This window comes from Photobacterium sp. DNB23_23_1 (assembly GCF_052873815.1).
The window spans coordinates 19,929-34,755 of record NZ_JBNNXT010000051.1; the positions used below are offsets into that span (position 1 = coordinate 19,929).

Here is a 14,827-nt window from a genome sequence, read left to right on the forward strand (position 1 = left end):
ATTAAGCATAATCTGATATGGACAGCTACTAGTTAATAATTGTAATGGCTGCATTCTTTTTTAGCTAATTCATAGCAATAAAGTGCGCATTAATCTTGATTACGTAAAAGAAGATTATTTTGTGTGACATTGCATATTGAAGCCTAAGTATCACAAGGTTAATATTCATATAAATAAGGATAAGGTGAATTTTCATGATTAAAAAAGTGCTATTATCTGCATTGTTGTGTATTGCTATTAATTCCTCTTACGCTTCTGATTGGAATACTGAAATTGTATCTTGGGAAGAGGAATACCCATTGAGTACACATTCTTTTAAAATTAAGGGTGAAGATTTAAGTATTGCAACAGCTGTTGGTGCAGAGGTAATTCGTTCTCATCAAGGCATTCAACGTCTTTACATTAACTTTTATATAATGAATGAGGCAGATGCTTGCAATCCATCTGATACCCCTCGAAAAGCAACAATATTAGTAAATAACCAACCCATACAAATGTCACAGTTCTGTCATTATAAAAATGAAGTATCTATGCTACAGACTACTGCACTATCTGATAAAGGAGTCAATTTTATTATTAATGCTTTCCGCAATTCTCAAGATACTGTGCGAATTAAATATGGGTCATTTGACGCGGATCTTTCTACAGTTGGTTTTACTGAAGCATGGGGTCAAGGTAGTTAAAACCTTATTTGGGTTGATGACGTATCAACTCGAATATTTCCAGTAATACTTTCCGTTGGATAATGGAATGAATACTATACAGACACTTATCGAAACCTGTAAAAACGTATTATAAAACAAAGAGCTTAAATAGTTAATGATTAAAAAAGGGCCCCATCGAGGTGGCCCCAAAAAGTCACATTTTTTATTGGGCGGCATTATTCTCAAGAATTGGCCTATCGTTAAAAGATGGTGCATCTAGTGGGTACTGTCGGTATAGCATTTTTTGTAACCGTGCTTCAATATCTGAATATTTAGCTTGCCCTGCAACATTTTCTACTGCGATATCAGATTTATCGTGTAAGTAAAGTTCTTTTGATAGAACTTCTTGTGTTTCCGATATGCGCCATTCAGAGTAGCGCCACGTACCATCCGTAACCGATACGCCCATTTTTGCTTTTGCTTCTTTGGCAAATACACTATAAGCAGCATCAGCCCATTTCATATCTGGAGATTCAAGTAATGGAAGTAAGCTTTGACCATCGAGTACCGGCATAGGTAAGTTGGTTGCTTCTACAATGGTAGGGAATATATCAAGATTTTCAACTAAAGCATTTGAAATCACCCCGTCTTGACGTTTCTCGTAATTTTTTTCACGGCTAATAATTAGTGGAACGCGAGTATCCAATTCCATGTTACTGTGCTTATTCCACGCACCGTACTCTCCTAGTTTGTAACCTTGGTCACTCACGAAAACGACCATAGTATTTTTTCGCAAATCCAAATCTTCAAGGGCATTCATCACGCGACCTAACTGTGCATCCATATAACTGACTGTTGCCGAATAAGCATGGATAAGCGTTTTAGTACCTTCATCATCAACATAACCTTCCTTAGGTATCCCTCCATAACTTCGTAACTCGTTCCAATTAGTAAGGGCTAGTTCCGGCATGTTATCTGGTGTAGATCGACTCGGAACTTCAAACTGATCATGTGAGTATAGATCCCAATATTTTTTTGGGGCATTGAAAGGCAAATGAGGTTTGCTGAATCCAACTACCATCAAGAATTTATCATCTTTAACTTGCTCTAAGATATTAACAGCATCATTAGCCACTTTACCATCTTTATAAAAATCATCGTCAACATCACCGGCTTCATAAGCGTACTTAGCTTCCTCATTGCCAGGGATAGCATAGAAGTTCTTAAGTTTCTCTATGTGTGTCGTCCAGTTCTCTTGATCATCAGAGGAAGTATGATAAACCTTACCAATGCTGATAGTTTTATAGCCATTTTCTTTAAAGAGTTGAGGCATAGAAACCACGTTAGGCTGATTTGGACGTAACATACCGCTTTTATCAATAGTGTATAGCCCAGTGGTTTCTGGACGTAAACCAGACAGCATACTTACCCTTGAAGGTCCACAAATGGCTTGTTGAGCGTACGCTTTATTGAATTGAACACCCTCGCTTGCTAATTTGTCAATATTTGGCGTTTTGATATATTGGTTACCATAACTTCCGACATCGACTCGCAAATCATCTATAAGAAAAATCACCACATTAGGTGATTGTGTTTGTGTTGAATCGATCGAAACACCGGCGTAAACGTCTTGCTGACTATAGAGACCAGCAGCAAGACAGAATACAGCCTGTACTGCGCATTTGACCGATATATTCTTAAACTTGTTTGTTTTTTTCATGTGCTTTTGATTTTTCATGATATGAAATATCCCAGTTAATAATTACTAGTTAAAAAAGTAGTGAAGAGCATAACGAACTGTTACTGAATTAAAAAGTAAAACGTTGATAATATATTACGTGTTAACAATATATTTTGAATTAACACATGTTAAATGATACCCCATTAAATTAATTATTAATGACATTATATCATGGCATGTGAAAATTTTATTTTGTGAAATGTGTATTTTTATACTTATGATGGTTTCTGTGGTTTGGTTTTAGTTTTAGATCATTAATAATGAAACACTTGAAAAATTATGTTATAGAAAAAATAAACTTATATTTCATCCTAAACATGACATCGTGAAAATGGAGGGAAGATAAGATGATGTAGAGATGTGCGTTGTAAATTAAAGATAGCATAAATAATAACTATCATTGTTTAATATAACGTATTATATTAACATTCAATATGTATATATAAAATATCATAAACTAAATCATTAATTGAATCTGATAGTAGTGATTTAATTAATTATTAATTACTGATACGAGTTATACCCCGTATCAGTAATTTTATTTAGTAGGAAACTAGTAAATAAATTATTTTTACCAGTATGTGTTCCAATCTGTACGTTTACGAATCAATGCTTCAAGGAAAAAGTAATCACCCCAAATGCAGAACTCATCAATACCTCGGCCATCGGGTTTAGCATATGTTCCATGCAGCAAAACGCCATATTCATTATCATTTTCACTAATGTATGAATTCGACAAGTTTAAGATTGCTTGTTCAATAAAACTCTCATATCGAGCTCTATCTTTGTCTTCTTTAGGTAGGTGCTTCAATAACTCTTGCAAGCCACAAAGGAAGATAGCGGTTGCTGAGCTGTCTCTTGGTTCATCACCACTTGTAAAGGTTAAGTCCCAATATGCAACTAAGTCTTCCGGTAGGTTATCGAGAAAGTAATCGGCAAGCTTTTTCGACATCTCAATTAAACTGTAATCATCAGTGTGCTTGTAACTTAGTGCTAATCCGTAAACTCCCCAAGCTTGACCTCTAGCCCATGTTGAGTCGTCTGATAAACCTTGGAAAGTTCTACCGCCAATGGCTTCACCGTTGTTCTTATCAAAGAAGTATGTATGGTGTGTAGAGAAATCATCACGAATAATATGCTTGTTTGATTGCTCCAAGTGACTTAATGCTATGTTGCGATACTTAGGGTCACCAGTAACATCAGTCGCCCAATAAAGAAGAGGGAGATTCATATTACAATCAATGATCATTCTAATTTTATGATTAGGATCATTTACATTTCCCCAAGCTTGAATCACTTTAGCTTTATCATGGTAACGTCCAATAAGGACATCAGCAGCTCTAATAGCCAGCTCTTTAGCTTTCTGATTATCTGAAATTTTATATGGAGCAAGACAAGAGAGTGTATAGAGAAAGCCCATATCATGCGTTTCTAAGCAGATCTCTTTATCCAGTCTCTCTTCGAACTTTTCCATCAATGACTCACCAAGATTACGGTACTTGTCATCTTGCGTATACTCGTAAGCTAACCATAAAAGTCCTGTCCAAAAGCACGTTGTCCACTGAGTATTGTCAATCTTTGGGTACACTAAGTTCTCACTAGCAGATGCCGGAAATCCATCGTGATAAACCGTCATCATAAGATCAACTTTCTTAAGAACACGCTGAATTGACGTATCTAAAAATTCAGAATTTGAAAAAATCTGATTAGGTGTATCAACCTCAATGGTAGTCATTACTTATATCTCTCTAATTAGTTAAATTTAAGTTGTCATTATGAAAGAAATTATGCTTTCATAGATTATGAACATCAATTATGTTTTCTACAATATACATTATAGTATTTTATATCTGTGGTTTTGCTCACGTAGATTAATATCGTTTTTTTCACATCAATAAATTGTGGTTTAGCTCTCAGGATTTTTAGTAAATTTATACTTTAATTAAATAGTGGTTTGATTGAGATAATTATTATTATCAGACTCTGCATTAATTGAATGTGTTATTTTGGGAACTATTACCAATGAAAAAGAAAAACGTCATTATATTCTTTACTGATCAGCAAAGATTTGACACCTTGGGTGTTCACGGAAATCCAATGGATTTAACACCTAATTTGGATTATGACGCTGTTAGAGGAACGCATTTTGAAAATGCTTTCACGCCTCAACCTGTTTGCCTTCCTGCTCGATCATGTTTGCAAACCGGTAAATATGCATCAGAAACATGTTGTAATACTAATGGTGATAGTTTATCTCCAGATGAAAAAACATTAGCTCATTATTTCGGCGATGCGGGTTACAAAACTGGCTATTTTGGCAAATGGCATCTTAATGCTTCATGCGTAGGCCCCTTTGAAAAACCTCAAGGCGGCTATCAAACTTGGAGAGCTGCAAATATACCTGAATTTGTTTCAGATGCTTATCAAACAGTTGTATTTGATGAAAAGGGTGAGGAGCTAAAACTTCCTGGTTATAGAGTTGATGCGATAGTCGATGAGGCTATTCGATATATCGATAATAATAAAGACGAACCCTTCTATATGATGGTTTCATTATTAGAACCCCATATGCAAAATCATCGTGACGATTTTCCAGCTCCCACTGGTTATAGCGAACGCTATCTTGATAATTGGACACCACCAGATCTAAAAGCATTAGGTGGGACAAGTGCTTCACATTTGCCGGGATACTATGGGATGGTCAAGCGTATAGATGAATCTTATGGTCGTATCAAAGATGTGCTAAAGAGCTTAGATTTGCTGGATGACACTATCGTTGTGTTTACATCAGATCATGGTTGCCATTTCAAAACTCGCAATAATGAATACAAACGCTCATGTCATGATGCTTCAATCCGAATTCCAATGGTTTGGACTGGAGGGCAGTTTACTCAAGGTGGACGTTTCCCTAATCTTGCTAGTTTAGTTGATGTACCCCCGACATTACTTGATGCGTGTGGTATAGAAATACCTGAAGAAATGACGGGACAATCCTTACTGCCTTTAGTTGAAAGGAAAGAGGCAGATCTAAAAAAACATGCTTATATTGAGATTAGTGAATCACATGTAGGTCGTTGTATTAGAACAGCCCGTTGGAAATATAGTATACGTCAAACTGATAATGATATTTATGTTGATGATTTCCTATACGATTTACAGGCTGATCCATATGAACTAGCCAACTTAATTGGTTATGAATCTCACCAAAAAGTCGTAGATGAAATGCGAAGTTTACTATATTCGCAATTTAAGGAGATCGGGCACGATATTCCTGAAATTATTGATGCACCGTCAAAGAAATCTGTTCAAAGAAAAGTTTACGATTACGAAATTAAGTTATAGTTTATAAATATATATTTACTATAGTTTCAATATTAATTTTTATTTGTGATAACGTTTTAATTAAAGTCTTGAGAGGGAAATATGATAGATATTGCAATACTACTCGTTTATTTTGGTTTCTTAATTGCTATTGGTTGGTCATTTAGAAAGTTCAGTTCTAACACCAGTGATTATTTTAGGGGCGGAGGTAAAATGCTGTGGTGGATGGTTGGTTCCACATCCTTTATGACCGCAGTAAGTGCAATGACCTTTACTGGTCATATGGGCAAAAGTCTAACAGGAGGCTTCGCCGTTGCGATTGTTGTTTTCTATGCCTCCGCTCTTGGTTTTTTATGTAACTACCTATTCTTTGCGGCTAAAGCTCGACAAATGCGAGTTATTACGCCCTTAGAAGGTGTTAGGATGCGTTACGGTCGTATAAACGAACAGATCATGATGTGGTCAAGAATGCCTTTGGGTATTCTTCAGGCGGCTATTTGGGTGAATGCACTTGGGGTATTCGCAAGTGCTGTAGTCGGGGTGCCATTAGAAGTGACGATTGTCGTCACTGGCGGTATCGTAGTCTTTATGTCTTTAATCGGGGGCAGCTGGGCCGTTATTGCATCAGACTTTATGCAAATGGTGATTCTAACTGTTATGACGTTGGTGACTGGAATGGTAGCCCTTTGGAAAGGGGGCGGTGTCGTTGAGCTCATGTCAAATGGTCTTCCAGAGAATCCAATCATTGGTGATGGTTACAATTACACCTACCTCTTTGTGGGTTGGTTCCTTTGTATGTTTATCAAGCAGTTCTTAACGACGAACAACATGTTGAGTTCGTACCGATACATCACAGCAAAAGATACAAAAAATGCTCGAAAAGCGGCATTGTTAGCTGCGTCATTAATGTTAGTTGGTCCTTTAGTTTGGTTCTTACCTGTATGGTTCGTCTCTGGTCATTACCCTGATCCTTCAACGTGGGGTCTTGACGGTCTAGGAAACAAAGTGACAGATGCAACGTATTACATTTTTGTAAAACGTGAAATGCCAGTGGGTATGATAGGTCTGCTACTTGCTGCTATCTTTGCTGCGACGATGTCATCAATGGATTCTGGTTTGAATGGAAACTCTGGTATTGTTATTAAGAGTATTTACCAACCTTACATCAAAAAAGATGCTTCAGAACAACACCTTTTGAAAGTAGGGAAGATGCTGACTGCAGCGTTCGGGGTCGTGATTATTCTATCAGCACTTGGACTATCATCACTCAGACAATATGGCTTGTTTGATTTGACGATGCTAATTAATACACTAATTGGTTTTCCAATTCTTATTCCTGCTCTGTTGGGCATCTACGTTAAGAAAACACCAGAGTGGGCTGTCGGCGGTACTATCTTGGTCGGTATGTGTGTATCAGCAATAATTGCTTTTGTTATTACACCAGAGATGATTGCTAGTTTCTTAAACTTAGATCAGCCATTGACGAATCGTGAGTTTACAGAAATGAAGTCAGTGACTCTCGGTGTTGTTGGACACGGGTTGATTACTCTGCCGTTCTTTGTCTGTACGCAATTCTTCTACAAGGGCTTGTCTCCTGAGCGTGAGAAGAATATTGAGCAGTTCTTTACCAATATTGATACTGAGGTTGTTGTTGAGGATACGGCGGATAGTATTGAGTTAGATAACAGGCAGAACAAGGTACTAGGAAAAATGCTTCTTGTTGCTGCGGGATTCATCTCATTACTTACGTTGGTACCTAACCCTATGTGGGGGCGCTCGCTATTCCTCATCATGTCTTTGATTGTCGCAGGAATTGGTTTCGCCTTACTTAAGGCGGTTAAAGAACCAGAATATAATGTTACGGTGGCTACGGATTAACGGACAAGAATTATTCGTTAACTAAAACCTGGAGCACATATATGTAATTTTATATGTGCTCCAAATTTCGCAAGTAAATATAATGAAGAGTGAGTGATGAATATGTTAAATATAGAAAGTCTATACATTAATAACTTGCAAGAAGTTAATTGTGTAGAGTCTTTACCTAACTTAACGTGGAAAGTGAAGGCAACTCACCGAGATGAGAGTCAAATTGCATTTCAGTATCAAGTCTCAACTGAAAATGACTTTTCAAAAATAATTTTAGATTCTGGTAGACAAGAAAGTGACAGAAGTGTAAATGTAAAAATTAACTTGGAAAATTTTGATTTTTCACAACGATATTTCGTCAGAGTTAAGTGTTGGAACAACTACAATCAGGAATCTGATTGGAAGCAGTCGAGCTTTATATCAGGGCTCAATAAAAATAATTGGCAAGCAAAGTATATTCGTTCAAGTCTGGAAGAGACTAACTATGAACAGCAGGGGATATACTTTAGAAAGAGCTTTGCTGTTAATAACCTCAATGAAGTTGAGTCAGTCATGATTCATGCGACAGCGGGGGGGATATATCAAGCATATTTAAACAATGAAGAAATTATAGATGGTGTTTTAAAACCGGGTTTTACCAGCTACAAAAAAAATCATCTTTACCAAACTGCAGAGATTACTAATAAGATCTCGAACGATAATACGATCGTCTTTCACGTAGGACCTGGATGGTACTGTGGACGGTTGGGATGGCTAGACGATAGTGCCCTTTATGACGTTGTGCCCGGCATGATTTGTCAAATTATTGTTCGGTATAAAAATGGGACAAAAGAAGTTATCCCTACTGATGATTCATGGAAATGGTCAGAATCACCGGTTGTTTTTTCAAGTATCTATGATGGTGAAACATATGATTCTAGAAAAGAGATAGGTTTATGGAGCGAAGCATCAGAAGACAATGCTTCTTGGGTGAGTTGTATATCGGTTAATTTTGATTTAAATGTATTAAAGCCACAGGATGCGTGCGTTGTCGAACGAATAGAGACAATTAGCGCTAAGTCTATATTTGAAAGTCCATGTGGTGAGACCATAGTCGATTTCGGCCAGAATATGTCAGGTCTTATTGAGTTTGAAGTAGCTGGTCAAGCAGGGGATGTGCTGACAATTGAACATTTTGAGGTGCTTGATAAAGAGGGCAATGCTCATATCGAAAATCTCCGCACGGCTGGACAAAAAAATACATTTATTATTGGACCAAAGAAGCGATATTCGTATAGTCCACATTTCACATTCCAAGGCTTTCGCTACGCAAGAATTAGTAAATCATCGCCAGAGATAGCGATCAGTAACATTGAAGCTATCGTTATTCATTCTGCATTGGAACGAACAGGTCACTTTGAAAGCTCTAATTCGCTACTGAATAAGTTACACGAAAATATCCGTTGGGGCATGAAAGGAAATTTTGTAGATATCCCTACAGACTGCCCTCAACGTGACGAGAGGTTGGGTTGGACTGGAGACGCTCAGATCTTCTCTAAGACGGCCTGTTACTTGTACGATTCAAAGAGTTTTTTCACTAAATGGCTTGTAGACGTATCTTGTGATCAACTGTCTGATGGAGGGATACCTTTTGTTGTTCCTGATACATTGACAGGTAGAGTTGACTCTCACCCTTTTTTCAAAAAGAGTACGCACTCTTCCGCTGGATGGGGTGATGCTATTGTGATTATTCCTTGGCAACTTTACCTTATGTATGGTGACAAGGAAGTGCTGGAAAATCACTATCAATCGATGTGTAAGTATCTCGAATTTGTTGAGAGCAAATCTCACGATTATGTTTACGATTATGAGATTCAATTTGGCGACTGGTTAGCGTTAGATGCAGAGAAGGGCAGCTTCTTTGGAGGTACCCCAACAGCGTTTACAGGTACAGCATATTTTGCCTATTCGACCAAACTACTAGGTAAAATATCTGAAATATTGGGTTACTCAGCGAATAGTGATTACTACAACTCTTTGTCTGAAAGGATCAGACAGAAATTTGTATCTGAATTCGTTGGTAACGATTGTGAACGTTTACCACAAACTCAAACATCACATATTTTGCCACTGCATTTTAACCTAGTATCAAATGTTCAGAAAAAGAAAATCGCTTCTGGGTTAGTCACATTGATTCAAAACAATAATGGTCATTTGAACACGGGATTTTTAGGTACACCGCACATATGTGAAGCGTTAAGTGATAACGGCTATAAAGATGCTGCGTATGAACTATTACTACAAGAAACTTATCCGTCTTGGTTAAATCAAGTGAAATTAGGTGCCACAACCATTTGGGAACATTGGGATGGTATTCAAAACGACGGAAGTCTCAGAGATCCAGGTATGAATTCGTTCAACCATTATGCATACGGAGCAGTGGGGCAGTGGCTATACAGCAACGTTTTAGGTATTCGTTCTATAGAGTCTAATCCTGGTTTTAAGAAATTTAGAGTAAGCCCATTACTTAGTTCAAGGCTAAGTTATGCTTCGGGTCAATATTCTACTTGTTATGGTGAGATTAAAGTTTCATGGGTCTGCCTTAGTGAAAGTGATTATGAATTAGAAGTGGAAGTACCATTTAATTCTCAAGCTATTGTTTCTATACCAGAATGTTGCATAAGCCGCGTAGATGGTTTTTCTATAAATAACCGTAATGAATTAATTATTGGTTCCGGTAAATATAAGTTACATGTGACCTCATTGGTCAAAGAAATGACATTTAATTAAATTATTAGAATTGGAAGTAAAAGATTATGTTAGATAATAAATTTGGTAGTTGGGGTGATCAAGGTGATGGGACTTATATTAACCCTGTATTAAATGCTGATTATCCAGATTCTGATATTGAGCAAGTAGGTGATACTTATTACATGATCACATCAAAACAACATATGTCACCAGGGATGCCGATATTGGCCTCGAAGGATATGGTTAACTGGAGTAATGTTGGTTTTGGGTTTAATCGTCTATCTTGGGCTCCCGAATATAACTGGGATCGAATGAATGGGTACTCATTTGGCGTATGGGCTGGAGATTTAGCTTATAATGACGGTACTTGGTATATTTATCAAATTGATTATAACCACGGGTTGATGGTCACTACAGCAAAAGATATCGCTGGGCCATGGAGTGAACCAAAGATATTGTTAGATACAACGCATGTAATGGATGATCCCGCGGTATATTGGGATAAAGATAGTCATAAAGCTTATGTTATAGTTAATGCTGGCGTTAAACCAGAAAATCTAGATGAAGAATCTCCGGTAAACACCAATGTAATATATGAAATGAGCTGGGATGGATTGTCAATTCTCGATCAAGGTAAAGAGGTTTATTCTGGTATTGGTGCGGAAGCCGCGAAAATTTATAAGTTTAACGGTTATTGGTACATTTTTATCGCTGAATGGACAATAGGCGATAGCTCAACTGGTCTTGGCGTCAAAAATGCTAAAAACGATAGAAAGCAAGTTGTTTTGAGATCATCTGATAGTATTTATGGCCCTTATGAAAAAAAGGTTGTTCTACAAAAAGGTAGCAACTTTGGCGGTAGAAGTGCTAGTCAAGGTGCATTACTTCAAGCGCCGGATGAATCTTGGTGGTATATGCATCAACTCGTTCAAAATGACGATGATCCTTTTCAGGGAAGAGTTCAATGTTTAGAGCCAGTAAACTGGATTGATGACTGGCCAATTATTGGTATAGATGAAAACGGTGACGGCATTGGTGAACCAGTTAAGCGATACAGGAAACCAATAAATGGGTTCCCAGTTCAAGCGCCTCTCAGTGATGATGATTTCTCAACAGATAGACTTGGACCTCAATGGGAATGGAATCATGATCCAAGGGATTCTCACTGGTCATTAACTGATAATCCAGGCCATCTGCGTTTAAAAGCCAGTAAACTTGTTCCCAATGGGGAGGGTTATGGGCCCAAAACAAACCAATGGACAAATAGCAATGGAGCTAGTTCAGATTTTTGGCGAGCATGTAACACGTTAAGTCAGCGAATTATGGGGACTTCCCATGGGGTCGCTGAGGCAAAGATAAAGCTACAGGGGATGAAACCACATCAAGTTGCCGGCCTAGTTAGGTTTGGTGGTGTTTTCAATCTTATGGGTATTAAAGTTTCCGAATCGGGTGTTCATAATTTATTTTTTATGAACACAAAAGGTGAAGAAGTTGAAGGAGACGTTGTAGACTCTGAACATATTTATATCCGAACGACAAACAATGGAAACTGTGCGTTCTTTGAATATAGTTTGGATGGCAAAGTTTATAAGTATTTTGGCCCTCAATTTGAAATTGCGTTCGGAAATTGGACGGGTGATCGATTGGGTTTCTTCACATGGAATGATGTTGAAGAGAATGGTTATATTGATGTTGAATCGTTCACTTATGACTATGATGGTCCTAAAAGTTAAATAAAAAAACTTTTTTATATTTTATCCCAAAGTTCAAACATTGAGCTTTGGGATATTGTTTTTCACGTAAAACATCATATGGTTATGAAAATTATAATTTTTCATGTTAATAATACCGATACTAATGCTAGTGATAGCTTTTTTAAATCAGATATATCTATTTGATTTTCGGCGGTTAATAAAAAATAACTAATATTTAATTAGTTAAGAACATAACTTGCATTTTCTTATGTCATTATTTGCTAATAATATTGTAATTTATCTATTGAAAATAAATATCTGAGCAATTCCACAAAAATTGAATATAGTAATGAATCTTATCATAAGTTAAGCAATAATAACCTTAAAGAATACTGATGGAGTTTTCTGTTTAACACTTTATTCTAGTTAGTAAAATATTATAATTTAGGGATTGAAAGGATTTAAAATGAAAAAAACAAAAATTTTTGTGCTAGCACTCACTTCTATGATCGCTAGTACTTCAGTATCTGCGGCTACTTTGATGCTTCGTCAAGAGCATAAGTCTAACGATCAAGTTGATGCCAATACAAATGCAACCCTTGTTAAAATAGGTGGTAGCATAGGTAATACCTTTATTGGAACTCAAATCATTCACAAAGGTAAAAATCTGAATAACTACACGCTCGGTAGTACTGAAATGCAACTAGGTTATCGTTATGACGTTAACGATGATGTTAGGTTGGTGCCACAACTACAGGTAACAGCTGTTAGTAGTGGTATTATTTATACGCCCATGGCAGCGATGGTTTATAAACTTGGCGGAGGTTTTTCTTTAGAGCCAAAGTATAAGCATAAATTCCACGTTGGTGTAAAGGATGGCGAATACAACGATACGAAGCAAACAAGTCAGTATCAAATGAATTTGAATTACGCCAAAGATGCTTTAAGGCTTGGCATCCAATATGACTATCATAAAGCTTTGGATGGACAAACGATGTACAACAATAAGGGATTTAAACAAGAACTTGAACTTAAGGCCTATTATCAAGTAGCTAAGGGTTTGACTCCTTTTGTCACATTTGCAGGGGTACCTGAGGGAAACAAATCTGATAAGTATCAATTACGATCGCGCGTTGGTTTACTGTATAGTTTCTAGTGGATAATTTTACTTATTCTAATATCAAGGCCACTAATTGTAATTGATTGGTGGCCTTTTGTTATAAGGTTTAAAAATTAATATTAAAAACGCTCTATTATTCCAAAGAGGAAAAATAGTACTATGTTGCTAGGTGCTGCTCTTTCACTTAGTTTGAAAGCAAACATATCAGTTGCTTCAGAATTACCTACAAACGTATTAGTTTTTTTGATTGATGATCTTCGTGTTGCAATCGGTAGCTATGGTAATAATGAAGTACAAACCCCTAACATTAATAAATTAGCATCGGAAGGGGGAGATTTTGTCAAGAGAGCTGTATTCACATGCTGAATCAGATATCGCAACAAGCAAGCAATATCATTGATATCGAAGAGTACGAATCGATACAGAAAAAATGCTAAAAAAAAACTTCACGACAAGTATCTTGTAGATGCTCTATCTTTTAATGATAGACCTATTTCTGAAAGAAATGACTAACAGTTAATTTGCTTTAGACCTGAACATCGTGTTGTTTTGATCACTAAGGGTGAATTATTGCTTTATTATTAATAAAAACTGCAAGAGAACAGAGGTAACATATGAGGCTGTTGTATTGGCAACAATAATTTTCTCTGTTCACTTTTTATTATGCAGTTATCTCGATTAAACGGGTTAGTTGAGTCATTGAACAAAATTTAGGTCATGTTAACGCCCGTCACTAAAACTAAAATGTCATCGAGAACCTCTGTTGCACCTACATAAATTCCCCCATCTGAAGCCGATTTCTCCGGTACGTAAAAATCGCCCAGTCCCCACTAAATCGTCGTCGACAAAAATTTCATAGTCCAGACCATTATCACGACCTTCATGTCAAACGGTTGACCGATCACATTGTCACGAATTTTAGTCTGTTGACCACTTCGTGGGTAAAACCACAAACTTCCATCCCCGTGCACTCTTAGCATAACTGGCCAGTGATCAACGTTATTGCCTTTCGCTTGAAATAAAGAGCAGTAATGTTCTTTCCCTGGTTTTGCAGAGCAACCTTTTGCCTTTAATACATTGAAGCGAGCGGAAAACTCATGCCATACACCTGGTTCTGGCAACCAGCGGTCTTGAGGGCTGAAAGCTTCAACTCTAGCAGCAAGCTTTCGCTTGTTACTGACATTTTCTTCATCTTTAAATAAGCGAAAAATTTGTGTATTGCCATCTTCTTGGTACCAGCGACTCCACAAATGAAACTTATCTTGAGTAATCGATGGGTGACCAACGGTATGTATCCGATATTGATTTTGTTCACTATTGATTGGTCGACTTCCATAACGGCCTGTTTCGACGTTCTTACGATTGATGATGATTTGAGAGCCATCAACACCTGCCGACGTATGAGTTTGTAGGGGGTTTAAAGCATCAGTATTTAATATTTGTGACCAAGTAGGGTCAACTCCTTTTTGATGAAAAAATTGTGAGATATCAACACTATTGTTTTGCTGTGCGTGGTTTGTTGTGTTTTCATCATTGGCGTTCGCGTTGTTTTGAGTCGTATACGCTGATACGCTTAAAGCGAGCAGAAAGGGGAGTGTGTTTTTTATTCATTACAGGCTAGTCCTTATCTTAAAGCCTGAATTCAGATAATAAGTGCGACACTCATGGGAAGGTGTAAAAGAGGAAGCCAACTGCCGAAAGTGGTACG

The 14,827-nt window shown here is 37.2% G+C and carries 10 protein-coding genes; 7 read left to right on the forward strand and 3 right to left on the reverse strand.

Features of this window, described 5'->3' with window-relative positions; translation table 11 throughout:
- The first annotated feature begins 194 nt into the window (after positions 1-194).
- Positions 195-683: a hypothetical protein gene (locus ACVA53_RS22170; RefSeq protein WP_446506288.1), complete on the forward strand. Its 489-nt coding sequence runs from the start codon at positions 195-197 to the stop codon at positions 681-683.
- Positions 684-867: 184 nt separating this feature from the next.
- Here ACVA53_RS22170 and ACVA53_RS22175 read toward each other — a convergent pair whose 3' ends face one another.
- Together ACVA53_RS22175 and ACVA53_RS22180 are read right to left on the reverse strand one after the other, a co-directional pair.
- Complete coding sequence (locus tag ACVA53_RS22175) at positions 868-2,382, reverse strand: sulfatase (RefSeq protein ID WP_446506289.1); 1,515 nt, start codon at positions 2,380-2,382, stop codon at positions 868-870.
- A gap of 574 nt (positions 2,383-2,956) precedes the next feature.
- A complete protein-coding gene (locus tag ACVA53_RS22180; protein ID WP_446506290.1) occupies positions 2,957-4,120 on the reverse strand; it encodes a glycoside hydrolase family 88 protein in 1,164 nt (387 codons plus the stop codon).
- 287 nt (positions 4,121-4,407) lie between these two features.
- Here ACVA53_RS22180 and ACVA53_RS22185 point away from each other — a divergent pair, with 287 nt between their 5' ends.
- The 6 genes from ACVA53_RS22185 to ACVA53_RS22210 all read left to right on the forward strand — a co-directional run bounded on the left by ACVA53_RS22185 (position 4,408) and on the right by ACVA53_RS22210 (position 13,485).
- On the forward strand, positions 4,408-5,727 hold the full coding sequence (locus ACVA53_RS22185; protein WP_446506291.1) for a sulfatase-like hydrolase/transferase: 1,320 nt from the start codon (positions 4,408-4,410) through the stop codon (positions 5,725-5,727).
- Positions 5,728-5,808: 81 nt separating this feature from the next.
- Positions 5,809-7,584 (forward strand): sodium:solute symporter family transporter, encoded by a 1,776-nt coding sequence (locus ACVA53_RS22190; RefSeq protein WP_446506292.1) that lies wholly within the window; start codon positions 5,809-5,811, stop codon positions 7,582-7,584.
- A gap of 96 nt (positions 7,585-7,680) precedes the next feature.
- Positions 7,681-10,344 (forward strand): family 78 glycoside hydrolase catalytic domain, encoded by a 2,664-nt coding sequence (locus ACVA53_RS22195; RefSeq protein WP_446506293.1) that lies wholly within the window; start codon positions 7,681-7,683, stop codon positions 10,342-10,344.
- Positions 10,345-10,370: 26 nt separating this feature from the next.
- Positions 10,371-12,038 carry a glycoside hydrolase family 43 protein gene (locus tag ACVA53_RS22200; RefSeq protein ID WP_446506294.1) on the forward strand — a complete coding sequence of 556 codons (1,668 nt, stop codon included), beginning with the start codon at positions 10,371-10,373 and terminating at the stop codon, positions 12,036-12,038.
- Between the two features lie 427 nt (positions 12,039-12,465).
- The gene (locus ACVA53_RS22205; protein WP_446506295.1) at positions 12,466-13,155 is read left to right on the forward strand and encodes an oligogalacturonate-specific porin KdgM family protein; all 690 of its coding nucleotides are present in this window, start codon (positions 12,466-12,468) and stop codon (positions 13,153-13,155) included.
- A gap of 123 nt (positions 13,156-13,278) precedes the next feature.
- Positions 13,279-13,485, forward strand: coding sequence for a hypothetical protein (locus ACVA53_RS22210; RefSeq protein WP_446506296.1), 207 nt, complete (start codon positions 13,279-13,281; stop codon positions 13,483-13,485).
- Positions 13,486-13,949: 464 nt separating this feature from the next.
- Here ACVA53_RS22210 and ACVA53_RS22215 read toward each other — a convergent pair whose 3' ends face one another.
- On the reverse strand, positions 13,950-14,369 hold the full coding sequence (locus ACVA53_RS22215; protein ID WP_446506297.1) for a hypothetical protein: 420 nt from the start codon (positions 14,367-14,369) through the stop codon (positions 13,950-13,952).
- Positions 14,370-14,827 lie beyond the last annotated feature (458 nt).

What these genes read in the sequence shown, in the direction of transcription:
- ACVA53_RS22170 (WP_446506288.1), top strand. Translation starts at nt 195, where the DNA reads ATGATTAAAAAAGTGCTATTATCTGCATTGTTGTGTATTGCTATTAAT.
- ACVA53_RS22175 (WP_446506289.1), bottom strand. Translation starts at nt 2,382, where the DNA reads ATGAAAAATCAAAAGCACATGAAAAAAACAAACAAGTTTAAGAATATA.
- ACVA53_RS22180 (WP_446506290.1), bottom strand. Translation starts at nt 4,120, where the DNA reads ATGACTACCATTGAGGTTGATACACCTAATCAGATTTTTTCAAATTCT.
- ACVA53_RS22185 (WP_446506291.1), top strand. Translation starts at nt 4,408, where the DNA reads ATGAAAAAGAAAAACGTCATTATATTCTTTACTGATCAGCAAAGATTT.
- ACVA53_RS22190 (WP_446506292.1), top strand. Translation starts at nt 5,809, where the DNA reads ATGATAGATATTGCAATACTACTCGTTTATTTTGGTTTCTTAATTGCT.
- ACVA53_RS22195 (WP_446506293.1), top strand. Translation starts at nt 7,681, where the DNA reads ATGAATATGTTAAATATAGAAAGTCTATACATTAATAACTTGCAAGAA.
- ACVA53_RS22200 (WP_446506294.1), top strand. Translation starts at nt 10,371, where the DNA reads ATGTTAGATAATAAATTTGGTAGTTGGGGTGATCAAGGTGATGGGACT.
- ACVA53_RS22205 (WP_446506295.1), top strand. Translation starts at nt 12,466, where the DNA reads ATGAAAAAAACAAAAATTTTTGTGCTAGCACTCACTTCTATGATCGCT.
- ACVA53_RS22210 (WP_446506296.1), top strand. Translation starts at nt 13,279, where the DNA reads ATGTTGCTAGGTGCTGCTCTTTCACTTAGTTTGAAAGCAAACATATCA.